At 61.6% G+C, this 25,510-nt stretch carries 26 protein-coding genes; 6 read left to right on the forward strand and 20 right to left on the reverse strand.

What is annotated here, in order from left to right; all coding sequences use genetic code 11:
• Nucleotides 1–9: 9 nt before the first annotated feature.
• From AARI_RS13830 to AARI_RS13870, 9 genes are all read right to left on the reverse strand, one after another.
• On the reverse strand, nt 10–771 hold the full coding sequence (locus tag AARI_RS13830) for a hypothetical protein (protein ID WP_013349900.1): 762 nt from the start codon (nt 769–771) through the stop codon (nt 10–12).
• Entirely contained in the window at nt 764–2,818 is a 2,055-nt protein-coding gene (locus tag AARI_RS13835; protein ID WP_013349901.1) for a cytochrome c oxidase assembly protein, read from the reverse strand. The genes AARI_RS13830 and AARI_RS13835 overlap by 8 nt, the downstream gene beginning before the upstream one ends.
• 74 nt (nt 2,819–2,892) lie before the next feature.
• Nucleotides 2,893–4,047: a Dyp-type peroxidase gene (locus tag AARI_RS13840; RefSeq protein ID WP_013349902.1), complete on the reverse strand. Its 1,155-nt coding sequence runs from the start codon at nt 4,045–4,047 to the stop codon at nt 2,893–2,895.
• Nucleotides 4,034–4,552 carry a copper chaperone PCu(A)C gene (locus AARI_RS13845; protein WP_013349903.1) on the reverse strand — a complete coding sequence of 173 codons (519 nt, stop codon included), beginning with the start codon at nt 4,550–4,552 and terminating at the stop codon, nt 4,034–4,036. The genes AARI_RS13840 and AARI_RS13845 overlap by 14 nt, the downstream gene beginning before the upstream one ends.
• Before the next feature lie 77 nt (nt 4,553–4,629).
• Nucleotides 4,630–5,190 (reverse strand): copper resistance CopC family protein, encoded by a 561-nt coding sequence (locus tag AARI_RS13850; RefSeq protein WP_013349904.1) that lies wholly within the window; start codon nt 5,188–5,190, stop codon nt 4,630–4,632.
• Between the two features lie 43 nt (nt 5,191–5,233).
• A complete protein-coding gene (locus tag AARI_RS13855) occupies nt 5,234–5,881 on the reverse strand; it encodes a hypothetical protein (RefSeq protein ID WP_013349905.1) in 648 nt (215 codons plus the stop codon).
• A gap of 113 nt (nt 5,882–5,994) precedes the next feature.
• Nucleotides 5,995–6,279: an HU family DNA-binding protein gene (locus AARI_RS13860; RefSeq protein ID WP_013349906.1), complete on the reverse strand. Its 285-nt coding sequence runs from the start codon at nt 6,277–6,279 to the stop codon at nt 5,995–5,997.
• 273 nt (nt 6,280–6,552) lie between these two features.
• Nucleotides 6,553–6,837 carry an HU family DNA-binding protein gene (locus tag AARI_RS13865; RefSeq protein ID WP_013349906.1) on the reverse strand — a complete coding sequence of 95 codons (285 nt, stop codon included), beginning with the start codon at nt 6,835–6,837 and terminating at the stop codon, nt 6,553–6,555.
• Nucleotides 6,838–7,012: 175 nt separating this feature from the next.
• A complete protein-coding gene (locus AARI_RS13870; protein ID WP_049862651.1) occupies nt 7,013–7,969 on the reverse strand; it encodes an SDR family NAD(P)-dependent oxidoreductase in 957 nt (318 codons plus the stop codon).
• A 116-nt stretch (nt 7,970–8,085) separates the two neighbouring features.
• On the opposite strand from AARI_RS13870, the gene AARI_RS13875 reads away from it, so the two are divergent.
• Nucleotides 8,086–8,667 carry a DnaJ family domain-containing protein gene (locus tag AARI_RS13875; RefSeq protein ID WP_013349908.1) on the forward strand — a complete coding sequence of 194 codons (582 nt, stop codon included), beginning with the start codon at nt 8,086–8,088 and terminating at the stop codon, nt 8,665–8,667.
• Nucleotides 8,668–8,725: 58 nt separating this feature from the next.
• On the opposite strand, the gene rpsN is transcribed toward AARI_RS13875, so the two are convergent.
• From rpsN to AARI_RS13920, 9 genes are all read right to left on the reverse strand, one after another.
• Nucleotides 8,726–9,031 (reverse strand): 30S ribosomal protein S14, encoded by a 306-nt coding sequence (gene rpsN, locus AARI_RS13880; RefSeq protein WP_013349909.1) that lies wholly within the window; start codon nt 9,029–9,031, stop codon nt 8,726–8,728.
• 3 nt (nt 9,032–9,034) lie between these two features.
• The gene (gene rpmG, locus AARI_RS13885; RefSeq protein ID WP_013349910.1) at nt 9,035–9,205 is read right to left on the reverse strand and encodes a 50S ribosomal protein L33; all 171 of its coding nucleotides are present in this window, start codon (nt 9,203–9,205) and stop codon (nt 9,035–9,037) included.
• A gap of 2 nt (nt 9,206–9,207) precedes the next feature.
• Nucleotides 9,208–9,444 carry a 50S ribosomal protein L28 gene (gene rpmB, locus AARI_RS13890; RefSeq protein WP_013349911.1) on the reverse strand — a complete coding sequence of 79 codons (237 nt, stop codon included), beginning with the start codon at nt 9,442–9,444 and terminating at the stop codon, nt 9,208–9,210.
• Between the two features lie 328 nt (nt 9,445–9,772).
• Complete coding sequence (locus AARI_RS13895; RefSeq protein ID WP_013349912.1) at nt 9,773–10,273, reverse strand: MarR family winged helix-turn-helix transcriptional regulator; 501 nt, start codon at nt 10,271–10,273, stop codon at nt 9,773–9,775.
• Nucleotides 10,274–10,646: 373 nt separating this feature from the next.
• Nucleotides 10,647–11,444: an ABC transporter permease gene (locus AARI_RS13900; protein ID WP_013349913.1), complete on the reverse strand. Its 798-nt coding sequence runs from the start codon at nt 11,442–11,444 to the stop codon at nt 10,647–10,649.
• Nucleotide 11,445: 1 nt separating this feature from the next.
• Nucleotides 11,446–12,369, reverse strand: a complete 924-nt coding sequence (locus tag AARI_RS13905; protein WP_013349914.1) for an ABC transporter permease — start codon at nt 12,367–12,369, stop codon at nt 11,446–11,448.
• Nucleotides 12,366–13,499, reverse strand: a complete 1,134-nt coding sequence (locus tag AARI_RS13910) for an ABC transporter ATP-binding protein (protein ID WP_013349915.1) — start codon at nt 13,497–13,499, stop codon at nt 12,366–12,368. Before AARI_RS13910 ends, AARI_RS13905 begins: the two co-directional genes overlap by 4 nt.
• Nucleotides 13,496–14,719, reverse strand: coding sequence for an ABC transporter substrate-binding protein (locus tag AARI_RS13915; protein ID WP_013349916.1), 1,224 nt, complete (start codon nt 14,717–14,719; stop codon nt 13,496–13,498). Before AARI_RS13915 ends, AARI_RS13910 begins: the two co-directional genes overlap by 4 nt.
• Nucleotides 14,720–14,734: 15 nt before the next feature.
• The gene (locus AARI_RS13920) at nt 14,735–15,964 is read right to left on the reverse strand and encodes an ABC transporter substrate-binding protein (RefSeq protein ID WP_013349917.1); all 1,230 of its coding nucleotides are present in this window, start codon (nt 15,962–15,964) and stop codon (nt 14,735–14,737) included.
• A 215-nt stretch (nt 15,965–16,179) separates the two neighbouring features.
• Here AARI_RS13920 and AARI_RS13925 point away from each other — a divergent pair, with 215 nt between their 5' ends.
• From AARI_RS13925 to AARI_RS13935, 3 genes are all read left to right on the forward strand, one after another.
• Nucleotides 16,180–16,647, forward strand: coding sequence for an Lrp/AsnC family transcriptional regulator (locus AARI_RS13925; protein WP_013349918.1), 468 nt, complete (start codon nt 16,180–16,182; stop codon nt 16,645–16,647).
• On the forward strand, nt 16,644–18,023 hold the full coding sequence (locus AARI_RS13930) for an aspartate aminotransferase family protein (protein WP_013349919.1): 1,380 nt from the start codon (nt 16,644–16,646) through the stop codon (nt 18,021–18,023). Before AARI_RS13925 ends, AARI_RS13930 begins: the two co-directional genes overlap by 4 nt.
• Nucleotides 18,024–18,180: 157 nt before the next feature.
• Nucleotides 18,181–19,239: an ImmA/IrrE family metallo-endopeptidase gene (locus AARI_RS13935; protein ID WP_013349920.1), complete on the forward strand. Its 1,059-nt coding sequence runs from the start codon at nt 18,181–18,183 to the stop codon at nt 19,237–19,239.
• 29 nt (nt 19,240–19,268) lie between these two features.
• Here AARI_RS13935 and AARI_RS13940 read toward each other — a convergent pair whose 3' ends face one another.
• Together AARI_RS13940 and AARI_RS13945 are read right to left on the reverse strand one after the other, a co-directional pair.
• Complete coding sequence (locus AARI_RS13940) at nt 19,269–20,921, reverse strand: HNH endonuclease signature motif containing protein (protein WP_013349921.1); 1,653 nt, start codon at nt 20,919–20,921, stop codon at nt 19,269–19,271.
• 62 nt (nt 20,922–20,983) lie between these two features.
• Nucleotides 20,984–22,507 carry a PucR family transcriptional regulator gene (locus tag AARI_RS13945; protein ID WP_041648974.1) on the reverse strand — a complete coding sequence of 508 codons (1,524 nt, stop codon included), beginning with the start codon at nt 22,505–22,507 and terminating at the stop codon, nt 20,984–20,986.
• Between the two features lie 111 nt (nt 22,508–22,618).
• On the opposite strand from AARI_RS13945, the gene AARI_RS13950 reads away from it, so the two are divergent.
• Nucleotides 22,619–24,121, forward strand: a complete 1,503-nt coding sequence (locus tag AARI_RS13950) for a CoA-acylating methylmalonate-semialdehyde dehydrogenase (protein ID WP_013349923.1) — start codon at nt 22,619–22,621, stop codon at nt 24,119–24,121.
• Between the two features lie 4 nt (nt 24,122–24,125).
• On the forward strand, nt 24,126–25,493 hold the full coding sequence (locus AARI_RS13955; RefSeq protein ID WP_013349924.1) for an aspartate aminotransferase family protein: 1,368 nt from the start codon (nt 24,126–24,128) through the stop codon (nt 25,491–25,493).
• Nucleotides 25,494–25,510 lie beyond the last annotated feature (17 nt).

Consider the following 25,510-nt stretch of genomic DNA (forward strand, 5'->3'; position numbering starts at 1 on the left):
TCTATTCCGCTAGGGCAGCTGGGCGATCGCGGTATCCAAGATGCTGGTGGCCACCTGGTTGAAGGCGTCCTCTTGCAGCGAGGTAGCGGACATGAAGGAAACCATCACCACGTACTTCTGCGTGGACTTGATCAGCACCAGCGAATCCTGCGCATACTGCCCATCGCGGCTGTAGTAGAGCGAGGAGTCCGCACCGGCCACGGACGGGTCGGAGAATTTCAGCGTCTCCCGGTAATCCAGGCCGTTGAGCTTCACGGTCCGGCAGTCTTCCAAAATGGTAGCCACATTCGCGTTGTGCGCCTTGACCTTCGCCGCATTCCCATCGAGCTTCGCTACCTCAACGGAGCCGGTGATCGACTGGTTCTCATTGGTGAAGTCGGTACGCGCCGCTTCGGTGCCCAGCTGGACCGGCGACCAATTCAGGTCCTCGATCGGCGCCGAGCACTGCGAAGGCAGCACCACGATGTCCTTGAGCGTGTCGGTCGGGGCGGTGGCCAGGGATTCGAGGTCCTTGCCTTCGATCTTCGCGCTGGAGCCGAAGCCCAGCTCGGCGGCCATCACTGCCCCAGCGGTGGTCGCCACCTGCGCGGTGCTCAGTTCTTCAGGCTCTTCTGGCTTTTCAGTTTCCTGGCTCGCGCTGGGCGAAGCGGTGCCCTGCACAGCGATCTTGTGCGTCTCATCCTGCGGCATCTCGGCTTCGGAACAGGCGCTCAAAGCCAGCAGCGCGCCGATCGCGAGCGAGGCGGCAACGGTCTTCTTGGTGCTAGGCATTCGGGTCCCTCCGGTCAGCCTGCTTGAAGCGGGCGAACATTTCGTTGTAGGCGGCCAGCTCAGCGTCATTGTCGCGCTCTGCCTGCCGGTCGTAGCGTTTGGTGTCCTTCTTGTCCTGCTTCAGCCAGGAGATAACCACGAAGATGGCCAGGACCAAGGTGGGCACTTCGCCGATAGCCCACATCGCCCCGGCACCGACCACTTGGTCTTCCAGCGCGGTGCCGCCCCAGGTGCGGCCCATGTTCCCGAAGTAGTCCGGGGCCAGCAGGGTTTCGGTGCTCATCAGCGCCACGCCGAAGAAGGCGTGGAAGGCGACGGTAGCCAGCAGCACCACCAGGCGCATCGGGTACGGGTAGCGCTTGGGGACCGGGTCGGCATCCACCAAGGACAGCGCGAACAGGTAGCCGGTGAGCAAGAAGTGCAGGTTCATCAGCTCGTGGCCCGCGTGGTAGCGCATCGCTGGCTCCAGCAGCGGAGTGAAGTAGAAGACGACGATCGATCCGGCGAAATTCACGGCCGCGAAAATCGGGTGGGTGATCACCTTCGAATACGGAGAATGCACCAGGTAGAGGATCCACTCGCGCGGACCGCGGGTGCCGTCGCCGCGCGACGGCAGCACCTTGAGCAGCAGCGTGATCGGGGTGCCCAGCACCAGGAAGATCGGCACGATCATGGTCAGCGACATGTGGTCGACCATGTGGGTGGAGAACTGGATCTTGCCGTAGACGGCCACCGCGCCGCTGGTCACGTAGAACAGGGCGAACAGGCCCACGATCCAGCTGGCCAGGCGCAGCACGCTGGGCTTGTCACCGCGGCGGGCGAGGGTGATGAACGCCCATAGGTAGACGGCCAGGCCGAACAGGCACACAGCCACCCAGATCCAGTCCATCCGCCAGGTGGTGAACCAGCTGGCGGTGTCCGGGGCCGGTGGCAGGTCGTAGCCGGTGAGCAACCGTGCAGGGGTCGCTTCGACCGGCGGGGTGTCAGGCGTAGGCGGGGCGGTGCGGGCCAGCACGGTAGCCACCGACATCACCGAAGCCATCAGGATCACTTCGCCGAGCACTACCTGCCAGGCTGCACGCAGCGCAGTGTATTGGCCGGCCAGCAGCTTCGGGATCACGAAGCGGCGGTGCGCCAAGCCCAAGACGCCCAAGACCAAGGTGATCCCGAGCTTCGCCAGGACCAGGATGCCGTACGGGGTCAGCCACTGGTTCCAATCAGTGATGCGGATGACTGCCGAGGCCAGCCCGGAGCCGACCATCAAGAAGACCGCGAAGGTGGCCAGCACCGAATAGCGCTTGAGCACCACCCCGGCAAGCACCTGTCCGCGTTCCCGGCCCGGCGCTTCACCGATGAGGGCCGGAGCCAGCAGGGCCAGCACCATGATGCCGCCGAACCACAGGACCACAGCCAGCAGGTGCAGGCCGATGGAGTTCACCGCGGCGAAGTGGTCATCTCCCCCGGCGGCGTGGCCGATGAAGGCCAGCGGCAGGATGCCGAACAGCGAGAAGAACGCGGCTAGCCCCACGGTGGTCTTGGAGCGCATGGCCAGCGCCAGCGAGCTGGTGATTGCGGCGATCACCACCATCCAGGCCCAAGCCCGGCCGGTGGTGATCGCCAAGATGTAGTCCAGAATCGCGGCCGAATACTGCGGATCCATGCTCATCGGGATGCCGGCCAGATCCCAGAAGGTCAGCAGCATCACGGTGGCCGCGGACAGCGTCCATACCACTGCCGCACCGGCGGCGATGTTCATCGTGCGGGCAAAGGCCGGATGCTCGTGGCCTTCGGTGGTGCGGGTGACCTTGGCGGCCCGAGGGATGATCGCAGCACCGAAAATCAGTGCGGCGATGCTCAACGACATCGACGCGTGGTGGATGGCGCGGGAAATGGGCAGGGACCAGCGCACGAACGCCCCGGGATCGGCCAGTTCCGCCGGCCGGGCAATGCCGGTGAACAACACTGCTGCCAGGAAGACGATCGCCGCAGCGAAGATTCCGGGCAGGATGAAGCGGGTGGCTGTTACCGTGCGTTGTGCTGTATCCATAACCTTCTCATCATCTCATTTTTCCTCGGGCCGTGGCCGCTACGGAGCCTCGAAGACCCCGCCTTAGGCCTATCTCACACCGCCTCCAACCATGTCTGCCCCAGGTAGCAGCCTTCGCGCACCCCGGGCAGGATCGCGTACAGCCCCGAACCAACGGGCTTCAGCCAGGTATTCAGCGCGTCCGCAGCCGCCAATCGGTGCTGCAACGGGATGAAGCTGGTGGCCGGGTCGCGCTGGTAGCTGGCGAACAGCAACCCGGAGGTCTCCCCGGCGAAGTTATAGCCGCGCCGGTGGATCACCTCCTCCCCGCTGGCCGGACGGGCCAGGGCCACATGGGCGTTAGCCGCGATTTTCGGCAACCCGAGCTCGTTGGCGGCGTGCACGTCCACCGGGTCATCAACCTGCTGCCCCGACAGCGGTGCGCCGTCGGATTGCCGGCGCCCCAGGGCATAGTCGCGTCCGGCCCGGTCCACGGCGTCCCAGCCATCCAAATCCATTTCGAAACGACGCAACGCCAAGGTGGTCCCGTGCTCGATCCAGCTGTCCTGCCCGCTGCCGAATACCGCTGCCTCGCGAAGCTGCCCGGCAGGGTTATTGATCCCGTCCAGCTGCCCGAACAGGTTGCGGAAGCCGTGCTCAGCGGGCTGGATGAACCCGGTTTGGGCGAAGCGCCTGGTGGCCAGCCCGCGCAGGTTCTTGGACACCGCCCGCACCGCATGGTGCAGCACGGTGGGATCCTGCGCGCAGAACTGGATGAGCAGATCGCTTTGCCCATACCGTTCTTGCAGCTGGTCGCCGGGAAATTCGGGCATGGTGCCGATGTGGCCATGCCCGGCCACATCCAGCAGGGCCTGTCCCACCCCGGCAGTCAGGCTCAGCTGGCACGGCGGCTGCGCCATTTCCGGTTCGGTATCGGCGAGCACTCCACGCCCACTGGCCAGCCGGGCTGCGTCGTCGGTGAGCATCTGCAGCAGGGCTCGCAGCTGGTCCTTCTTGGACCCGGCGCGCCAGTGCAGGTCCCATCCGGCGAATACCGCATGCGTTTGCTGCGCGTCGAGGATCCCGCGCTGGTGCTTCCCGTAGAACGGCAGGTATCCGTCAGCATTGACTGCGGTGGCTTCGCGCGGGCTGCTCATCCGTCCGGTGCCAAACCCGGTCAGCATCCCGCCTAGCGCTGCGGCCGCGGAACTGCCCAGCACGAGTCGGCGCGGAAGCTCAGTGCTCGCCATGGCCGTGCTCGTCGTAGCTTTCCTTTGCGCCGTCGAAATTGCGGATCGGGAAGTCCACTTCCGCACTGGAGCCATCGGCGAATTCCAGTTGCAGCCTCACGCTCTGGGCGGCAAGCAGCGGCCGCTTCAGGTCCATGAACATGAAGTGGTTTCCGCCCGGGGCCAGCACGAGGTCCTGCCCGGGTTCGATCACCAGGTCCCCGTCAAGCTGTGCCATGCTCATGTCATGGCCGCTGCCGCGCATCTCGTGGATCTGGATTTCGTCACCGAGTGCGTTGCTGACCTGGTGCAGGGCCAGTGGCTGGTCCGAATCATTATGCAGGACGCCGAATGCGGCGCTCATTCCGGACTCGGCGGCCTTTGCCCAGGTCTCGCTGGCCACAAGCGCGTCGGCCTGGGTTTCCTTGATCTGCTGGTTCTCAACGGCGCTGGTAGCGTCGGCGCCTTGGGCGCAGCCGGTCAGCAGCAGGCCAACGGCCAATACGGCAATTTTGCGAAAATGCATGTTCTCAAGCTTTCAGATTCTGGCCTTTGGGCACGCCAAAGGCATCGGTGGCCGTGGGCGCACCGGGAAGACGTCGGTTATTTGGAGTTGCGCATGAACTTGGCCAGCACGCCGATGGCGCCGCCAAGGATGATCAGGCCGATGATGACCCATACGATCGGGCTCACCGAGCTGCCCAGATCCTGCAGCGGAGCGTTGGAGTCCTGCGTGGCAGGGCTTTGGCTGGCTTCAGGCGAGGCGGTAACCATCGTTGGAGCATCGAGGGTGAAGTTGATCTTGTTCTCGATCGGATGTCCATCGGAAGAGACGACGCGGTAAGCCAGGGAGTACTTCCCGCCTGCCAATTCCTCACTCGGAGTCACGATGACCTTCGTGCCCTTGGTTTCGGCCTCGGTCTGGACCTGCTGCCCGTCTCGGGTCAGGGCGATGACGGTAGCATCCACCCCGGACAAGCTCTGCAGCTCACCGGAGAATTCAAGGGTGATCTCCTTCGGAGCTTCCTCGATTGTTGCGCCGGCTTTCGGGGACGAGCCGATCAGCTGGTCGTGCGCGGAAGCAGCGCTGATTGAGGTGAACAGGGCCAGCAACGACAGTGCGAACACGGCGATCAGGCGCGTGGCGGTTTTTACGGTACTCATGAGGTTCCTTCCAAGCCCAAAATGGGCGCTTCGTTTCTTTGACTTATGCGGCAAGAACGAAGTGCGGAGGACCTCGGCGTTCGGGCAACCTGGCCAATTGCGCCAGCTTGAGTTGGAAGCGCAATGGGTAGTAGGCCGGGACGCGACGCGGCTCGGGAGCCAGAATGCGGATCAGGTGCAAGATCCGTCGGACCCTGGCCAACGTCAGGCAGCTGCCGAGCAATTTCAGCAGCCGTTCGCCGCAGGTGAGCACCGCAATGCTGACCAATGCTGCCAGCACATGGGCGTAAAACATCGATTCCGTGTGCACGTCGGCGTACTGGGCGGTGATGTGCTGCCCCAATTGCACGATGCGGCCTGTGTGCTGCGCATGCTCCATTACGGACAGGTCGCCACGCGGGTGGCTCATGACCGACAGGCTCAGATGGTAGAGCCCTTGGCTGGCGAGCACCACGAGGCTGGTCGCCCAGAGGGAGAATTTCTTGCCCACCAGAATTCCTGCGACGGCCGCCGAAATGCACGTAATGAGCACCATGGCGATCAGCGACAACGTGGTCGGCGCGCTATGGGCGTGGGCGGCGAAGGCGGTCCAGGTGCACACGCTTGCCGCCAACCAACCGGGAGCTACGCGGGTTGCGGGGGTGTGTGACACGGTGGGCTGCCATTTCTTTTGAGGGGGTTCGTCGACCATGCTCGATTCTACGCTAAGTAGAAGATGGGCTCAAACGGTTCCGAAAGCAAAAAGCCCGACCTGTTCCGGAACATTCCAGAACTGGTCGAGCCTGATGCAAAGCTTAAAGAAGCTTACTTCTTTGCTACAGCAGCCTTCAGCTTCGAGCCAGCGGTCAGCTTGACCGAGTGGCCTGCAGGAATCTGGATCGCTTCGCCGGTCTGTGGGTTGCGGCCGGTACGAGCTGCACGGTCGGTGCGCTCTACAGCCAACCAACCTGGGATCGAAACCTTCTCACCCTTGGAAATCTGGTCGACGAAAACCTCGAAGACTGCATCCAGAACACCGTTGACGGCAACCTGGGAGTTTTCGGTCTTCGCTGCAACAGCAGCAACAAGTTCGCTACGGTTCATAGCCAATGTATGGTCCTCCTGGACTAGTGATCCAAAGCCCGATGCCGGGCCCCGAACGCCGCACGGTCGCACGGTCTTATCAGTGAGAACATATCAAACGTTTCGCCCCAAAACGCCGGAAAACAGGCGAAAATCAGGGATTTTTTCAACTAATTGCAGATTTCTTGGCTCAACGGCATCATTTTTGGGGTCAACGCCGGGTTTTGCAACGTTCCTTAACGCACCAAGACCTGCCATCCCATCACGGAACAGCAGGCCTTGGAGAGCGTTTAAAGAAGCTTACTTCTTTGCTACAGCAGCCTTCAGCTTCGAGCCAGCGGTCAGCTTGACCGAGTGGCCTGCAGGAATCTGGATCGCTTCGCCGGTCTGTGGGTTGCGGCCGGTACGAGCTGCACGGTCGGTGCGCTCTACAGCCAACCAACCTGGGATCGAAACCTTCTCACCCTTGGAAATCTGGTCGACGAAAACCTCGAAGACTGCATCCAGAACACCGTTGACGGCAACCTGGGAGTTTTCGGTCTTCGCTGCAACAGCAGCAACAAGTTCGCTACGGTTCATAGCCAATGTATGGTCCTCCTGGACTAGTGATCCAAAGCCCGATGCCGGGCCCCGAACGCCGCACGGTCGCACGGCCTTATCAAGAGTTGAACTTACCAGCTGATGGTGACAAAAAGTGCATCGTCACGCGGATTTTGCTGACTTTTTAGGTTAAACCGGGGTGTCAAAATTCACCCGGAGCCTACAGGGCGAACGGATCCAGGCCTTCATTTGCCCGCACAAACAGCTGCCAGGCCTTGCTCTGAAGTTCCTTGCCCCTAGTCGCTTTCGCCGGTCTGGCCAGTGTGATTGCGCCCTTGGTGAGGTATTTGGGACCCAAGTAGCTGCCCCGCGGGGCGACATCAAGCTCCGGGGCCAGCGCCGCTTCCACCAACGCCACCGCACCTTCGTGTTTGCCCTGCGCGAAACTTGCCTGCAATTGGCCGGCCAACCGCTTGGAATACCCGGGTTCGTTGATCTGAGCGATCTGCGGGCTCAACCCGGAGACCGAGTATCCCGGGTGGATCGCCAGCGCTCGGCCGGGTAATTCCAGCTGGCGCAACCGGTGATCCAACGCGATGGTGAACGCCTGCACGATTGCTTTGGACTGCACATAGGCGCGGTAGGGATGGTAGTCGCGCTCCAGGGCCAGATTCTGCGGGTCGGTGCTGAGCATGCGAGTAGACATCGATCCCAGCCCGATGAATCTCAATGGCTGGCTGAAACGCTCGGCGAGTTCGCCAACCAGTCGGGCATGGCCGATGAAGTTAGTGCTCATGATCTGTTCATAGCCCAGCAGGCCCTCGTGGCGGATCTGCGGGGCGCGGATGATCCCTGCGTTGGCGATCAGCACATCCAGCGGCCGATGACGCAGCTCGGCGGCCAGCCCCATGGCTGATTCAATGCGTGCTGAGTCGTACTGCATGAATTCCAGGTCGGCGCCCGGTACCCGCAACCGGATCTGTTCCATGGCGGCCTCGGCGCGGCTCTGATTGCGGCAGGCCAGGATTACCTTGGCACCAGCTTGGGCCAGGCCCAGGCTGGCGAAGAAGCCCAGTCCGCTGTTCGCGCCGGTCACTACGACCGTTTTGTCCTGCCCCAACTGGGCCCAACGCTGCCGATTCGCGAAAATGTCCGTTGCTGGTTTGGAATAGGGCATCGCTGGCTTCATGGTTTACACGCTACTACAGCGGCACCTTCCCGGCCGGACGTTCTTGGCCAGAGCCGCCGGTGGCTGTCGTTGCCCGCCTGGCACCACGGTGGGATCATGGAGGGATGAAGCACAATGAGGATGCGGCACTGAATGCGGCTCGGTACCAGATGAAGCAGGAGCAAGAGCCGATGCCGGCCGATGAGTACGCGCAGGCAACCGCCATGGCTTCGGTGACCGAGCCGAAAACACCGTTGCAGATCTACGCTCAAGATGAGGCGTGGGAAGTGGCCAACTCCGTGCTCGATGAGGCGTTCGCTAGAGGCGACTTCGACAATTTGGCTCTGGCAGGCCAGAAGATCGATCACATCACCAACAATGATGATCCGGATTGGTGGCTGAAGTCGATGATGCGCCGCGAGCAGCTGACCGGGCTTGGTCCCCCGGCACTGACGTTGCGGGTGGAAGATGAGCATATGGCCGAGGTCCTGGATCAGCTGCCGACCAGTGCTGCAGTGCGTGCGCATGTGGAAGATTTCAATGCCCGCATCAAGGAAGCGCGGCTTCAGCTGTTGGGCGGGCCGCCGGTCATTACGCCCTTGCGTGATGCCACCACCGAGGTGCTCGCCTGGCAGCAGCGGCGGGCTTCAACGCCTGAACCGGCACCGGATGCATCGAAGAAGAAGCGGTGGTGGTGGCGGCGTTAAATGGCGAAGCCGCCCTCCCGAAGGAGGGCGGCTTGCTAAGTCAAAAGACTTGCAGGTCTTACCAGGAAGACTTGGTGATGCCCGGAAGCTCACCACGGTGTGCCATGTCGCGGAAGCGAACACGGGAGATACCGAACTTCTGGAAGGTACCGCGTGGGCGACCGTCGATTGCGTCGCGGTTGCGAACGCGGATCGGGGAAGCGTCGCGTGGAAGCTTCTGCAGGCCTACGCGTGCAGCTTCGCGAGCTTCGTCGGTTGCGTTTGGATCAACCAGGGTCTTCTTCAATTCGAGACGCTTTGCAGCGTAACGCTCGACAATGACCTTGCGCTGTTCGTTCTTTGCGATCTTGGACTTCTTGGCCATGTCTTAGCGCTCCTCTCGGAATTCAACGTGCTTGCGGACGACTGGGTCGTACTTCTTCATGACCATGCGGTCAGGATTGTTACGACGGTTCTTACGGGTGACGTAAGTGAAACCGGTGCCAGCGGTGGACTTCAGCTTGATGATCGGACGTACGTCCTTATCCTTCTTTGCCATTTTTAGAGCTTCACACCCTTCGCAATCAGGTCAGCAATAACAGCGTCGATACCGCGAGCATCGATTACCTTGATGCCCTTGACCGACAGGGTCAGGGTCACCTTACGGCGCAGGGAAGGCACGTAGTAGGTCTTCTTCTGGATGTTCGGATCGAAACGACGCTTGTTGCGACGGTGCGAGTGGGAGATGCTATGTCCGAAGGCCGGAGTAGTACCGGTTACCTGGCAAACAGCTGCCATGATCACTCCTCAGTTAGTTAGTAGTAAAATTCGGCGGTACTCGCGCACAGTGCCCATACCTAAATATCGACACCGCTTGATGCGTTATGAGTCCCGCCAACCAGTGAAACACCGTTAATACTGCACACTAGGAAGGTAACCAGGCTGGGTGAGAACCAACCGAAGAGCCTTAAAGTATGTAAGTCGGTGAACTTCGCAACCGGTCGAGCAATGTCCCCGTACTCAGTTGGCTACGATATTCGGTATTACGGGCAACGCGTAGTTGTTCGTCCGTTAGACGGCATAACAACACACGCGATTAACGCCTGATTAGCTTATCGAGAATTCCTCAGTGTTCCAAATCGGAGTTATCCGAATTCAGGATCCAATGATCCGCGTCAAGCGAGGTGGTAATTTTGCGTGCGATCCGGGTGAGATCGTTAACGTCCTTGTCATCGAGGGTATCGAAGAGAAGCCCGTGTACCGAAGCCACGTGATGCGGCGCCATCTGCTGCACAGCTTCCCAGCCAGCGTCCGTTAATGAGGCGATTTTCACACGCGCATCTTCGGCGGACTGCTCGCGTGCGACCCAGCCACGTTTCTCCAGCTTCTTCACCACGTGAGAGAGGCGGGACAGCGAGGCGCTGGTGCGTGATGCCAAAATGGTCATCGTCAACTGGCGATCCTTGGCTTCGGAGAGCATCGCCAGCATGTGGTAGTCAAACAGTGTGATGCCTTCCAGCCCCTGGAGGTCGGAATCCAAGGCAGCTGGAAGTAGTGTCATGACAGCATGTAGTCCAAGCCAGGCATCGCGTTCGGGCTGAGAAAGCCAAACTGGCTTATCACTCATGAAGTTTCCAATCATTTCAAGACCTGCATTCACAGGCCCGCAAGGTATCGACTCGTAGACCATATATTGTAGAGCTAAGTATTTGCTAGGCGCTGTGGCTCTCGCCTCGGTACCGGTATCCCGATTTTGTTGCGCAAATAGCGTTGACTGCCCATGCATGTGATCGTTTCCGCAAGCGATGATCCCGCGGGTGCTCTGGAACAGCACGGACCCTCCGAGGATAATCCAGACAAGGCAAGCTTAATGCAGATGCTGCGCCAGGCAGCTCCAAGATGCGAGCTAAGTAACGATCATGTTAGTGAATTTCTTTGTTTTTGACTAGCTTGTGCCTTAAGGCAAGAGGTCCGCACGCAACCGTGCAGACCTCTTGCTCCTAGGAATTTTCTAGCTGTTTCTTCTTCCGATAGCTGATCACCTGGCCGATAACCACCACGAGCAACGCGATAATGAACATCGCCGAGCCAATGACATTGGCCTGGGCCGGGATGCCGCGGGTCGCTGCGACGTAGATGAACTTCGGGAAGGTCTGGAAGATACCGGAGTTGAAATTCGTGATGATGAAGTCATCGAAACTCATCGCGAACGACAACAGCGCCGCAGCCACAATGCCAGGCAGCAGCAGCGGGAAGGTGACCTTCCAGAAAGCCATCTTCGGTGAGGCGTAGAGATCGGCGGCAGCTTCTTCAAGCCGCGGATCCAGGGAGGAGACGCGTGCCCTGACGGTCACGATCACAAAGGACATGCAGAATACGATGTGGGCGATGACGATTGTGGTGTAGCCCAATTCCCAACCGAGGTTCAGGAACTGTGCCAGCAGCGATGCACCAAGCACCACTTCCGGGGTAGCCAGCGGCAAGATGATCAGCACGTCGGTGATCTTGCGGAAGCGGAACTTGTAGCGCACCAGTCCAATGGCGATCAACGTGCCCAAGGCAGTAGCCACAATGGTGGCCACGGTGCCCACCTGCAGCGAATGCACCAGCGATTCGCAGACCGCCGGAGCCCCGCACGGGTTCTGCCAGTTATCCAGCGTGAAGCCGCGCCATTCCAAGTTGGTCCGGCCTGCATCGTTAAAGGAGAACACGAAGATGTACGCGATCGGGACCAACAGGTAAATGAAGGCCAGCCCGCCGACCACTGGGATGAACCAGCGTCCAATTTTCTGCTTCACGCTACATCAACTCCTCGGTGCCGAAGCGGCGGATATAAATCGTGACCAGGATCAGGATGGAAATCATCAGCACGAAGCTCAAGGCTGAGGCACCGGGGTAATCGATGACCTTGAAGAACCTGGAGTCGATGACCTGGCCGATCATGGTGGTATTGCGGTTATTGCCCAGCAGGGCCGCGTTGACGTAGTCGCCGGCAGCCGGGATAAAGGTCAGCAGGGTGCCGGCGAAGACACCGGGAGCGCTCATCGGCAGCGTGACCTTGAAGAACGAGGTCATCGGGCTGGCGTAGAGATCCCCGGAGGCTTCAAGCAGGCGGGTATCGAGCCGGCCTAGGTTCGCGTAGATCGGCAGCACCATGAACGGCAGGAAATTATAGGTCAAACCGGCGACCACCGCGAAAGGCGTGGCGGTCAGGTGCCCATCAGCCGGCAGGATCGCCAGGAATTTAAGGCTCTGGGCGATGAACCCCTCATCGGCCAGGATCTGCTTCCACGCCTGGGTACGCAAGATGAAGCTGGAGAAGAACGGGGCGATGAGCAGGACCAGCAAGATGCCCTGCAGCAGCGTCTTCTCGCGCAGCCGAACTGCCACCAGATAGGCCATCGGGAAACCGATCAGCAGGGCCAGGACCGTAGCGATCAGCGCGAACCCGAAGGAACGGATCAGATCCGGCCAGTAGGCGGCCAGCACGGTGGCATAGTTGCTGATTTCGAAGCCGGGCACGAACTCGCCAATTTCGGCGCCTTCGGGCTTGACGTACAGGCTCATCGCCAGCAGCACTACCACCGGTAGGGCGAAGAACAGCGCGAGCACCAGCATGCCCGGGGCAATCAGGAAGATCCCGGTGCGGCCCTTGCGCCGCTCGGCCCGGATCTCCTCGGCGCTGCGCAGGTCGGTCAGGCCCTTCTTGGTCATCACCGTCATGGCTGATCAACTCCCGCGTCCTCGTGCTCATTGCCGGCCAGCCCGAAGGAGTGCCGCGCATCCCAGGACAGGTAGACGGTGTCGCCTTCTTCGGCCGGCTGCTGCCCGCGGTTCTGCGAGAACGTGCCGATGGTGCCGATCCCGTCCACCTCGACCAGGTACTCGGTGGTGGTGCCGGTGAAGGACACGTCGATCACCGTGCCGGACAAGCGGTTCTCCCCCTCATAGCCTTCACGCGAGATCGAGATCTTCTCCGGACGTACTCCCAGCACCACTTCCCCGCTGTTCTGCACCGCCCGGTCCTCGGGAAGCAGGATGGTCTGGCCATTGACCAGCACGCTGAGCATTCCTGCGTTGTTCTGGGTCACCTTGCCCCGCATCAGGTTGGATTTGCCCAGGAAGTTCGCGACGAAGGCGGTTTTGGGCAGTTCGTAGAGCTCGCGCGGCGGGCCCATCTGCTCGATCTTCCCGCCGTTCATCACCGCGACCACGTCGGCCATGGTCATGGCCTCTTCCTGGTCGTGGGTAACGTGGATGAAGGTCAGGCCCACTTCGGTCTGGATGTTCTTCAGCTCCAGCTGCATCTGCCGGCGCAGCTTCATATCCAGCGCACCCAGCGGCTCATCGAGCAGCAATACCTGCGGCCGGTTGACCAGCGCGCGGGCCAGAGCCACGCGCTGCTGCTGTCCACCGGAAAGCTGGATCGGCTTGCGGTTGGCCAGATGCCCCAGCTCCACCAGCTCCAACCCGGCCTTGGCCTTCTCCATGGCCTGCTTGTCCTTCTTGCGCTTCAGTCCAAAGGCCACATTTTCCAGCACGCTCATATGTGGGAACAGCGCGTAGGACTGGAATACCGTGTTCACCGGACGCTGGTGGCTGGCCAGCCCGGTCACGTCCTGGCCGCCGATGGAGATGCTCCCCTCGCTGGGAGCTTCTAGGCCTGCGATCATCCGCAGCGTGGTCGATTTGCCGCAGCCCGAAGGGCCGAGCAGTGCGAAGAAGGTACCCGAAGGGACTACCAAATCCAGGTCCTTGACGGCCACGAAGCTGGCAAACCGCTTGGTGATGCCCGACAGGTGAAGGTCCGCTCCGGTAGTTGTCGTTTCGGTGCGCGATGCCAAGGTGGTCATACCCCAATCACTTCCTGGAACTGGTTCTGGAAATCTGTTTCTTCTTCCACCGACAATTCACGTTCGGTGGTTGCCCGCTTCAAGAAGTCCTGCGTCGGGAAGATCAGCGGGTCGCTGACCAGTTCCGGATCGATCTTCTCCATCTGTTCCTGCGCGCCATCCACCGGGCACAGGTAGTTCACGTAAGCGGCGACTTCGGCGGCCACATCGGGCTGGTAGTAGAAGTCCATGAGCTTCTCGGCGTTGGTCTTGTGCGTGGCACCCATCGGAACCATGAAGTTATCGCTCCACAGCAGTCCGCCCCGTTCAGGCAGTGCGAACTCCCATTTGTTCCCCTCTTCGAAGTTCAGCTGGGTGATGTCTCCGGAGTAGGCCAGGCCCGCGATCGCGTCCCCGGAAATCAGGTCCTGCTTATAGGAGTTGCCCTTGACCTGCCGGATCATCCCGTTGCCGATGTTCTTCTCCAGCACTTCCAAGGCGCTGGAGTATTCATCCTGGCCCCAGTTCCCGGCGATATCCACGCCCTGGTCGAGCAACAGCATCGGCATGGTGTCGCGCATTTCATCGAGCATCGTGATCCGGCCCTTGAGCGCTGGATCCCAGAGGTCCTCGACGTTTTCCAGGCCCTTGGGGAATACGTCCTTGTTCCACACCAGGCCGGTGTAGCCCGACTGCCAGGTCAGCGACTTCTTGCGTCCCGGATCGAAACGAACGTCCTGCAGCTGCGGCAAGAGGTTCTTGATATTCGGGATGTTTGCGTGGTTCAGGTCTTGCACGTAGCCCTGGCGGATGATGCGTTCGGCCATCCAGTCGGTGAGCACCATCAGGTCCTGGCCAATATCCTGGCCTGCAGAGAGCTGGGACTGCACCTTGCCGTAGTAGGAATCGTTGGAGTCGATATCCTCGACGTAGTTGGCCTCCAGCCCGCTTTCCTTCATGAAGCGCTGCAAGGTCGGGTACTTGCGTGTTTCATCGTCGTAATCCAAGTACAACGTCCAGTTGGCCCAGTTCACGATTTTTTCGGAATCCGAAAGGTCCTTCGCTGGGCTCAGCGCCGCGCTGGCTGCGGTGCCGGTGCTTTTGGTGCCGCAGGCCGAGAGCAGCCCGGCCAACGCCAGGCCCGCAGATCCGGCCAGTACCGATCGGCGTGATGCCTGGGCGGAGCCGATGCCGCGCAGCAGGCGCTGGCGTTGGTCATTGATGGCTCGCTGTCGAGTCATGTTTTTCCTTGCTTTCTATGCGCCGATTGCACTCTGGAATTCAGAGTTCAGCGTGGTTTCTTCATCCGCTTCCAGGGAGCGGAATACATGGGCCTTGGCCAGGTCCACATCGGTCGGGAAAATCAGCGGGTTGCCGACCAGCTCCGGATCGATCTTTTCCATTTCTTCCTTGGCGCCTTCCACCGGGCAAATGAAGTTCACATAGGCTGCGACTTCGGCGGCCACGGCCGGGTCGTAGTAGAAGTCCATGAGCTTCTCGGCGTTGGTCTTGCGCGGGGAGCCGACCGGAACCATCATGTTGTCGCTCCACAGGGTGCCGCCGGCCTCCGGGATGATGAATTCCCATTGGTCATCGTTCTCGAAGTTCATCTGCACGATGTCGCCGGACCAGACGATCCCGGCGATTGCATCGCCGGAGATGAAGTCCTGCTTGTAGGAGTTGCCCTTGACCTGGCGGATCTGGCCGTTGTCGATGTTCTTGCGCAGCAGGTCGGTAGCTGCACCGAATTCGTTCTCGCCCCAGTCCCCGGCGATATCCACGCCGTTTTGCATCATCAGCAGGCCGATAGTGTCGCGCATTTCATCGAGCACGGTGATCCGGCCCTTGAGCGATGGATCCCACAGGTCCTCTACGGACTTCATGCCCTTCGGGAAGGCCTTCTTGTTCCAGGCGATGCCCGCGTAGCCGGACTGCCAGGTCAGCGAGTGCTTGCGTCCCGGGTCGAAGTCGACTTCCTGCAAGCTAGGCAGCAGGTTGGCCGAGTTCGGAATGTTCGCCAGGTTCAGCTCCTGGGTGTAGCCCTGGCGGATCAGGCGTCCGGCCATCCAGTCGGTGAGCGTGATGATGTCCTGGCCGATGTCCTGGCCTGCTTTGAGCTGGCCCTGCACCTTGCCGTAGTACGAGTCGTTGCCGTCGATGTCCTCGACGTAGTTCACCTTGATGCCGCTCTGCTTGGTGAAGGCATCCAGCGTTGGGTAGGTCTTCTTCTTTTCGTCGTAGTCCAGGTAGAGCGTCCAGTTGGCCCAGTTCACGGTGGGATCCGAAGAGGAGATGTCCTTGACGGCTTCGGCGTTCTTGGTGCCGCTGCTTGAACCTCCGGTGCCGCAGGCGGCGAGCAGTCCGGTCAGGCCTAGGGCGCCGGCGGTGGAAAGCACCGAGCGGCGGGAGTAGCTGCGCTGTCCCATCGCCTGGACGAGGGCACGTACTTGCGGATCTTGCGGTAGTCGGCGTTGCGAGTGCGACATGGCTTCAGTCCTAACATCGGATGCAGTGTGATCGTCCACACATGAAAGTGTTGACGTTCATCCTGCCAGCAATGCACAGGTCCAACAAGACCTAGACGAAAGATTCCTTGTAAAAACTGCGTTACTAAAACTGAAATCTTTCAGAAATACCCCTTTCGCAACTGAATCAGTGAAGGTAGGGTCATTGGAAAGTCCCTTAGACCTAGGAGGTCGATATGACGTTGCCCCCGCACCCAGCGCAGGCCATTGATGAAATTTCCAAGGAGATCATCGAACAGCTGCAGGAAGACGGCCGCCGCTCATATGCGGCCATCGGCAAAGCAGTGGGCCTGAGCGAAGCTGCTGTGCGCCAGCGCGTGCAGAAGCTGGTCGAGAGCCGCGTTATGCAAATCGTCGCAGTCACCAATCCGCTGGAGTTGGGGTTCACCCGCCAAGCCATGATCGGCGTCGTCGCTGCCAATGACATCAGCGGCACCGCCGACCTGATCGCCGAATTGCCGGAGGTCGACTACTGCGTGGTCACCGCCGGCACCTCCGATATCCTCGCCGAGGTCATCTGCTCGAACGATGAAGACCTTTTGCGCGTGATCGGCACGATCCGTGGGATCGAAGGCGTGGTCAGCACCAACACGTACACCTACCTTTCACTCAAAAAACAGGAATACAACTGGGGAACACGATGAACACACCACGTGGTACCGATCGCCAGCAAGCCGCCCGCGATCACCTTTGGATGCACATGGCCCGGCACTCCGGGATCTCACAAGGCGGGCACGTGCCGATCATCTCGCGCGGCGAGGGACACAAGATTTACGACGATGCCGGACGCGAATACTTCGACGGGCTGGCAGGTCTATTCGTCGTCAATGCCGGACACGGACGTGCCGAACTAGCCGAAGTCATGGCCAAGCAGGCCGAAAAGCTGGCCTTCATGCCGCTATGGTCCTACGCCCACGAACCAGCCATCGACCTGGCCGAACGTCTGGCCAGCTACGCGCCGGGCGATTTGAACCGCGTCTTCTTCACCACCGGCGGTGGCGAAGCCGTGGAATCGGCCTTCAAGCTGGCAAAGCAGCACTTCAAGATGAAGGGCAAACCTGGCAAGACCAAGGTCATCTCCCGCGCACTGGCCTACCATGGCACCCCGCAGGGCGCACTGGCCATCACCTCGCTGCCGGATATGAAGACCCCGTTCGAGCCATTGGTCCCGGGCACCTTCCGCGTACCGAACACGAACTTCTATCGTGCGCCGGAAATGTTCGCCGATAACGAGAAGGACTTCGGGCTGTGGGCTGCTGAACGCATCCGCGAGGCCATCGAATTCGAAGGGGCCGATTCGGTAGCCGCAGTCTTCCTTGAGCCGGTGCAGAACTCGGGCGGCTGCTTCCCGCCGCCACCGGGCTACTTCGACCGGGTGCGCGAGATCTGCGATGAGTACGATGTACTGCTGGTCTCCGATGAGACCATTTGCGCATTCGGCCGCATCGGCTCGATGTTCGCCTGCAACGACTTCGGCTACGTGCCGGACATCATCACCTCAGCCAAGGCACTGACCAGCGGTTACGTCCCACTGGGCGTGATGGTCGTTTCCGATAAGCTCTTCGAGCCATTCACCAAGGGCGATAGCACCTTCTATCACGGCTACACCTTTGGCGGGCATCCGGTCGCCGCGGCAGTGGCCATGGCCAACCTGGACATTTTCGAGCGTGAAGGGCTCAACGAAAACGTCAAGAACAACGCCGACGCGTTCAAGTCCACCCTGTCCAAGCTCACCGATCTGGACATCGTCGGCGATGTGCGCGGCGCCGGCTACTTCTACGGAATCGAGCTGGTCAAGGACAAGGCGACCAAGGAAACTTTCAACGACGCCGAATCCGAACGCCTGCTGCGCGACTACCTCTCCCCTGCACTATGGGAAGCGGGATTGTATTGCCGAGCCGACGACCGTGGCGACCCGGTCATTCAGTTGGCTCCGCCGATCACGATCGGACAGCCGGAGTTCGACCAGATCGAGTCGATTCTTCGAACTGTCTTGAAGGAAGCAGCTAATAAAATCTAGTCAGACAAGGGTTCGCAGGCATTGCCTGCGAACCCTTATCTCTAGTCAGAGGGTGTTACTTCACGAAACTGCACTCAATTGGTACTTTGTGGCACACACCACTAGTCTGAGGTCATTAGGCGATTAAGATCGGCTTTTGGAAGATTGCAGGAACCTCATGACTTTGGAACCGACCAGAATCAGGTTGGCACGCGAACGTGCAGCGCTGAGCCGGTCCGCCTTGGCCGCCTCGCTGGGTATTTGCGAGCGCGAACTCGCTCATGCTCCCGAGGCTCTCTCCCTTGCCCTGGCCGAGGCGCTGGGCTGCGCACCGCAGTTCTTCCAGCTTCCAGCAACCCAGGCAATCGACATCGGACGAATCTTCTTCCGCTCCCCTCGACGCACCAGCACCGCGCAGAAGGTAGCCGCCGCCGCGCTGGGCCGCCACGGCGTGGAACTCTACAACTTGATTACCCAAACCTTCCGGCTCCCGCAGACCGAGGTCCCCGAGCTGTGTGGCTTCACCCCAGAAGATGCCGACGCGCAGCTGCGCACCGAATGGGCGCTGGGCTGCGGCGCACTGCCCGATGTCCTGCACCTGCTCGAATCCCACGGGGTGCGGGTGCTGAGCCTTCCGGCCTCACTGGAGGAGGTCAAGACCTTCAGCTTCTGGGAAGACGGCCAAGCATTTATCTTCCTGGCCTCCGGCAGCCGCAATGCACAGCGCCTGGCCCTGGCCCACGAACTGGGGCATCTGCTGATGCACTCCACGCTGGGCGAGAACCGCGAACAGCTGGCGGTTGCCGAACGAGAAGCCGATGAATTCGCCGCCCGGCTGCTCTTGCCCGCACTGTCCTTGCAGGTACGGGTTTCCGATTCCCTGCAGATCCCGCAGCTGCTCTTGCTCGAAGAGCATTTTGGGGCGCCGGCCAAGGTAATCCTGGCTCATGCGCGCGCTTGCCACCTGTTGGGCGAGGACGCCTACCAATGGCTTTCGCAGGAGTTGGCCTTAGAGCCTCCAGCCGAGCACCAGCAACTGGTGTCCCGGGTGTTCTCCCTAGTCTTCCCTTCCCTGCAGCGCGATCATCGGGCCAGCACGGCGCGGATCGGACGCGAATTGGGGCTGACTGCCGAGCAGATCCACGAGCTGAGTTTCGGGCAGGCCTTCGTACTGCTTGAAGGGCAGAATCGATGCGATACCGGTGAAGCGGTACGCGGGCACCTACGCGCACTTTAGCGCAACGGTCGCAGCTTAATCGGCTGGGCTCAAGGCTCGACGATTTCCACTTCGATCAACCCTGCCCGCCATTGCCTGGTCGCTTCCTCCGCCAGTGTGTTTGCGGCAGATGCCTCATCCGGGGTCATGAAGTACGTATTGAAACGCAGCTTCTGCTCGGGATCGAGTTCCGGCGGCAGCAGCACCATCGGGCGACTGCCGGGCACCTTGACGGCGTGGAATAGCCCGCAGTGCCTGGCCGGGTGGTGGATCAGGCAGTTCAAGTCAGCGGATTTGATATCCGTGCGTCCGCCTTTCTCCCAAGGATCCAGATGATCGATCTCGCACTGTTCGGCGGGCATGGAGCAGCCAGGATAGGAACAGCCGCGATAGGCTGCCCGGATGGCTCGGCCTTGGGCCTTGGAGAAGAACCGCTGGGTTCTGCCCAGATCCAGCGGCAGGCTCTTGGAATTGAGTACCAGTGGATAGATCCCGGCATTGCACAGCGCTGCCCTGGTTTCCCCCGGTGAGAGCGGTGTTCCTGCGGAAGTCACCGCGAAGCTGCTGGCTTGCTGCTGCATCTTCTCCCAATTCAAGATGATGCTCACCTGTGCGCGCGCTAGGCCCGGTATTTCTTCTGGCTGGCTACCGGTGGGTTTGCGGTCGGTCATCAACAAGGCCATGAAACCTACCAACCGTCTTCGTTCGGGTTTCAAATCCTCCCACTGTCCAGGTTCTCCCTGGCCGGTGGCCCGATTTTCCTTGGAATCGGATAATTCCTGCTCGGAGTCTGCATCTTCCCTAGCCCATTCGGGTTTGGTTTCCCCATCGTCCCAATCACTGGCTTCTTGGCCGGTGAATTGGGCCTCGGCGTCTTTCAGGCCTTGGCGATTGCCTGCTGCCGTGGCCGGATTGCCCAGCCGGGTGAAGAAGGCTTGCACATAGGCGTCTTGGGAGGGCAAGACGCGCAGCAGGTATTCGACCAGCCCCTTGCGCATGCCGCGCTTGAAGATGCCAATTTCATCGAGCAGGGCCTTCATCGGACGTTGGCCTGATTTGATCTGGCTGATCAGGTCGTTGATGTGCTTGCGCGCCGTCTTGGGTTCCGCACGCAAGAATGCGGTGGCTTGGTCCTGCAGTTCCTGCTTCTTCGCTTCCCCCGCTGTGCCTTCGCCGAGGTCTTTGCGGGCGGAGTGCAGCTTGAGCGCTGTGGAAGCTACCAGTCGCGGATCCAGATTCCGGCCTTCGAATTCTTCGGCCAGTTCCGGCAGCCACGCGGCGATTGGTTGCCCGGCATCATCGACCCCGCCAATCAGGCAGTCGGCCTGCACCAAGCGGGTTGAGGCGGCGCCCAAGGCGATGCCCAGCCAGTGCACCATCAGCCCTTTGGCGTCCTTGAAGTGGGTGCGTCCGGTGGTGGTGCGCCCTTCTGCCGCTTCCAGCTGCTCCATGGTGGGATCGAGGCCTGCCTCGGTGATGTTTTGCAGGCTGTCCTGGGTCAGCTTGTGGGCACCGGTGGCGCGCAGACTGTGGGCGCAGTGGATTTGTTCGCGGGCGACGTCTTCGGAGACCGCTTCGATGAGCATTGCCTTGCAGGCGGCGTGGCCGGCCGGAATGTCCCCGGAGAGCCGCTGCAGAGCAGAAGCCATCAAGGCCTTGGCATCGGCCAGGTCTTTCAGGGCTTGTGCGGTTTGGGTGCTCATGGAAAACATGATGCCCCGGAACCTGCCGGTGGCGGTGGCGCCTAGGATCGCATGTGGATAACTCAGCCGTGCATGCGATACCAGAGCAGCGCCACCTGCAGTGAGGCACGGGATTCGGCCGAATCCAGCTGCACGCCGAGTTTGGTTTCGAGCTTGGCCAGCCGGGCATAGAGGGTCGGCCGGGAAAGGTACCCGGCCTTGGCAAGCGCGGATTTGTTCCCACCGTGGGCCAGGTAGAGTTCGAGCAGTTCCAGGGCCGGTTCGTCCACCGGGCTGAGCAGGCCGGAAAGTTCGGCCAGTGCGAAGGTGCGCATTTTCGGGTCGGCGCCCATGGCCGAGAGCACCCCGCGCAGGCGCAGGTCGGCGAAGCGGTAGTAGGGCTGGGCGCGGGTGGGCAGGTGCGGGACGATTTGCGCCACGTGCGCTGCTTCTTCCAGTCCGGCGATGCTGGCGGCCAGGGTTCCTTCGGTTCCGACGCCGATGGCTGCCGGGGCGCGCAGCTGCTCGGCCAGCCGTCGGGTGAAGCCTTGCAGGGTCCAGTCCACCAGTTCGCGGGCGCGCAGCGGCAGGATCAGTCCCAGGTATCCGGGTTTCAGCGAGCCGGCGAGGATGCCAAGGTGCAGGGTGTCGGCGAGCTGATCGAGCACGTCCAGCAGCGCACGGTCGGCCAGCTGGGTTTCGGTGGGGGTTCCGGAACCGGCCAGCGAAATGACCACCGGGACGTAGTAGGGCGCGGCGGCCAGGCCCAGCGCTTGGGTGCGGATGGCGATCTCCTTGGGCGTGTAGCTGTGCCCGGCCTGCAGTTCGTGCAATGTGGAGGTGCGCGCCTGGTAGAGCAGTTCACGCTGGTCGCGTCCGGAAAGCCGGGCGATGGTCAGCGCCTGGCCGGCGCGTTCCAGGACCAGTGCGGCGCGGTCATCGTCCTCCAGGGCTTCCGGGATCACCAGCCGTCCCCAGCGGCTGCGCACCGCACCGACCGGGGTCTGCAACCAGTTCTCTGCACCCGCGCGCCCGGTGTGTTCCAGGAAGCCGACGAATTTCGAGCGGTCGATCCAGCTTTCCAGTTCTGCACCGGATTCAGCGAGCACGTGGTGGCGCAGGTCTTCGAGCACCACCGGGGCATCGAGCAGCTGGGCGGTGCGGGTGACGATTTGCGCTTCGTTCGCTTCGGTCAGCGAGAGCTCGGTGTAGATTTCGTGCACGCGCCGGGAGAACTGCAGGGCTTCGAGCTGCTGGGCCACCAGCTTCTGGTGGATGACCTCGGTGATGGACACGAAGCGGGTGGTGTTACGCAGGGCGATCACCGGGATGCCCAGATCGGCGACGTCCAGGGCCATTCCGGTGAGTTCTTCGATGATGACACCGACGGCGCCGGCATTACGCAGGGCGGTAATGAAGGCGCGGACATCGCTGACGTTGCGCAGGGTGGTGAGGATCAGCTCGCGCCCCAGCAGCAGGTCGATGTTCTCGGTGGATTCGGTGACGTGCACCCAGCGCAACTGTGCCTCCAGCCCGGTGCCGCAGAGGACCTGCGGGGCCGCGGCCTGGACTACTGGCAGCTGCAAAACCTCGTTCACTGTCAACATTTTTTACACTCCGTAATCGTCCGCGCTTAAATCATGACACAGTGATGGTGTTGCCGCTCACATTGATGACCCATGATGAATGCAAGAACCCAACTTCGAAAGGCCGATACGATGACCGCAACGCTGACCGACACCCTGCAGCACTGGATCAACAACGCCAACTACTCCGCCGATGACCGCAGTGGCAAGGTCTACAATCCCGCCACCGGCGAGGTCTCCGGCCACGTGGCGCTGGCCTCGAAGGCCACCACCGAGCATGCCATCGCCGCCGCGGCGGCCGCCTTCCCGAAGTGGCGCGACACCTCGCTGGCCCGCCGCACCGCGATCATGTTCAACTTCCGCCAGCTGCTGGCCGAGCGCAAAGGCGAGCTGGCCGCGATCATCACCGCCGAACACGGCAAGGTGCTGGACGACGCGCTGGGCGAAGTGGCCCGCGGCCTTGAGGTCGTCGAGCTGTGCTGCAACGCTCCGTACCTGCTCAAAGGCGAGTTCTCGCAGAACGCTTCCACCGGCATCGATGTGCAGTCCATGCGCCAGCCGGTCGGCGTTTCGGCGATCATCTCCCCCTTCAACTTCCCGGCCATGGTGCCGCTGTGGTTCTTCCCGGTAGCCATCGCTTCGGGCAACGCGGTAGTGCTCAAGCCATCGGAGAAGGACCCGTCGGCCGCCAACTGGCTGGCAGAGCTCTTCGCCGAGGCCGGCCTGCCCGAGGGCGTGCTGAACGTGGTGCACGGCGATAAGGAAGCGGTGGACACGCTGCTGACCGATCCGCGGGTGAATTCGGTGTCCTTCGTGGGCTCCACCCCGATCGCCCAGTACGTCTACTCCACCGGCACCGCGCACAACAAGCGCGTGCAGGCCTTCGGCGGAGCGAAGAACCACATGCTGGTGCTGCCCGACGCGGACCTGGATTTGGCAGCCGACATGGCGGTCAATGCCGGATTCGGCGCGGCCGGCGAGCGCTGCATGGCGATCTCCGTGGTCGTCGCGATCGACACCATCGCCGATGAGCTGGTGGCCAAGATCGCCGAACGTGCCAAGACCCTGCGCGTGGGCGATGGCACCCGCGGCTGCGACATGGGCCCGCTGATCACCGGCGAGCACAAGGCCAAGGTGGCCGGCTACATCGAGGCCGGCATCGACGCCGGCGCCGAGCTGGTGCTCGATGGGCGTACCGGCACCGTGGATGCCGATGGCGAAGGCTTCTTCCTGCATCCGACGATGTTCGACCGCGTGGGCACGGACATGTCCATCTACACCGAGGAGATCTTCGGTCCGGTGCTTTCGGTGGTCCGCGTGGACACCTTCAACGAGGGCATCGATTTGATCAACTCTTCGCCGTACGGCAATGGCACCGCGATCTTCACCAACGACGGCGGCGCGGCCCGCCGCTTCGAAGACGAGATCCAGGTGGGCATGGTCGGGGTGAACGTGCCGATTCCGGTACCGGTGGGCTACCACTCCTTCGGCGGCTGGAAGGCCTCGCTGTTCGGCGACCAGCACGCCTACGGACCGGAGGGCTTCAAGTTCTTCACCCGCAACAAGGTGATTACCAAGCGCTGGCTGGATCCAAGCCACGGAGGCATCAACCTCGGCTTCCCGCAGAACGACTAGGACCATGAGCGAGCAAATGACTGAAGAAATCACCGGCGAGCAGATCGCCGCCGGGAAGCGCGCCTACGAGCTGGACCGCGAACACGTCTTCCACTCCTGGCAGGCCCAGGGCCCCTTCACCCCGATGACGGTGCTCAAGGCCGAGGGCTCCTATGTGTGGGATGGCGAAGGGCGCAAGCTCATTGACCTCTCCAGCCAGCTGGTGAACACGAATATCGGCCACCAGCACCCCAAGGTAATCGCGGCCATCCAGGAACAGGCCGGCAAGCTGGCCACCATCGCCCCGCAGCATGTCAACGACGCGCGCTCGGAAGCAGCACGCCTGGTTGCCAAGCACACCCCCGGTGAGCTGAACAAGATCTTCTTCACCAATGGCGGAGCCGATGCAGTGGAGCACGCGGTGCGCATGGCGCGGCTGCATACCGGCAAGCACAAGGTGCTTTCGGCGTACCGTTCCTACCATGGCGGCACGCACCTGGCGGTGAACATCACCGGGGATCCGCGACGCTTCGCCTCGGATCATGCAACCGACGGGGTGGTGCATTTCTTCCCGGCCTACCCGTACCGCTCCTACTTTAATTCAACGACTCCCGAAGAGGAGACGCAACGGGCGCTCAAGCACCTGGAAGACACGATTCTGCTTCAGGGGCCGGGCACCATTGCCGCGCTCATCCTGGAATCCATTCCGGGCACGGCCGGGATCTACCTGCCGCCTCCGGGCTACCTTGAAGGGGTGCGCGAGCTGACTAAGAAGCACGGCATCGTGTACATCGCCGATGAGGTGATGGCCGGCTTCGGGCGCAGCGGTAAGTGGTTCGCGGTGGATCATGCCGGCGTGGTTCCGGATCTACTGACCTTCGCCAAGGGCGTGAACTCCGGCTACGTGCCTTTGGGCGGCGTGGCGATCAGTCCGGAAATCTTCGAGACCTTCCGCGAGCGGGTCTACCCGGGCGGTCTGACCTATTCTGGCCATCCGCTGGCGTGCGCGGCGGCGGTAGCCACCATCACCGCGATGGAAGATGAAGGCATGGTGGAGAACGCCAAGAGGTTGGGCGAGGAGATCATCGGGCCGCGCCTGGCGCAGTTCGCGGCCGAGCACCCATCGGTGGGAGAGGTGCGCGGCACCGGGGTGTTCTGGGCGATCGAGCTGGTGAAGAATCGGGACACTCGTGAGCCGCTGGCTGCCTATGGCGGCAGCAGCCCACAAATGAACCAGGTGGTTGCCGCGGCGAAGTCCGCAGGGCTTTTGCCTTTCGCCAACTTCAACCGGCTGCATGTGGTGCCTGCAATGAATATCGAGGACGACGTGCTGATCGAAGCACTGGATCGCCTTGAGCAGGCACTGGCCGTGGCCGACACGTTCGTTCAATAATCCCCTACTGGCAGGAC

Origin of the sequence: Glutamicibacter arilaitensis Re117 (assembly GCF_000197735.1) — a bacterium.
GTDB lineage: Bacteria > Actinomycetota > Actinomycetes > Actinomycetales > Micrococcaceae > Glutamicibacter > Glutamicibacter arilaitensis.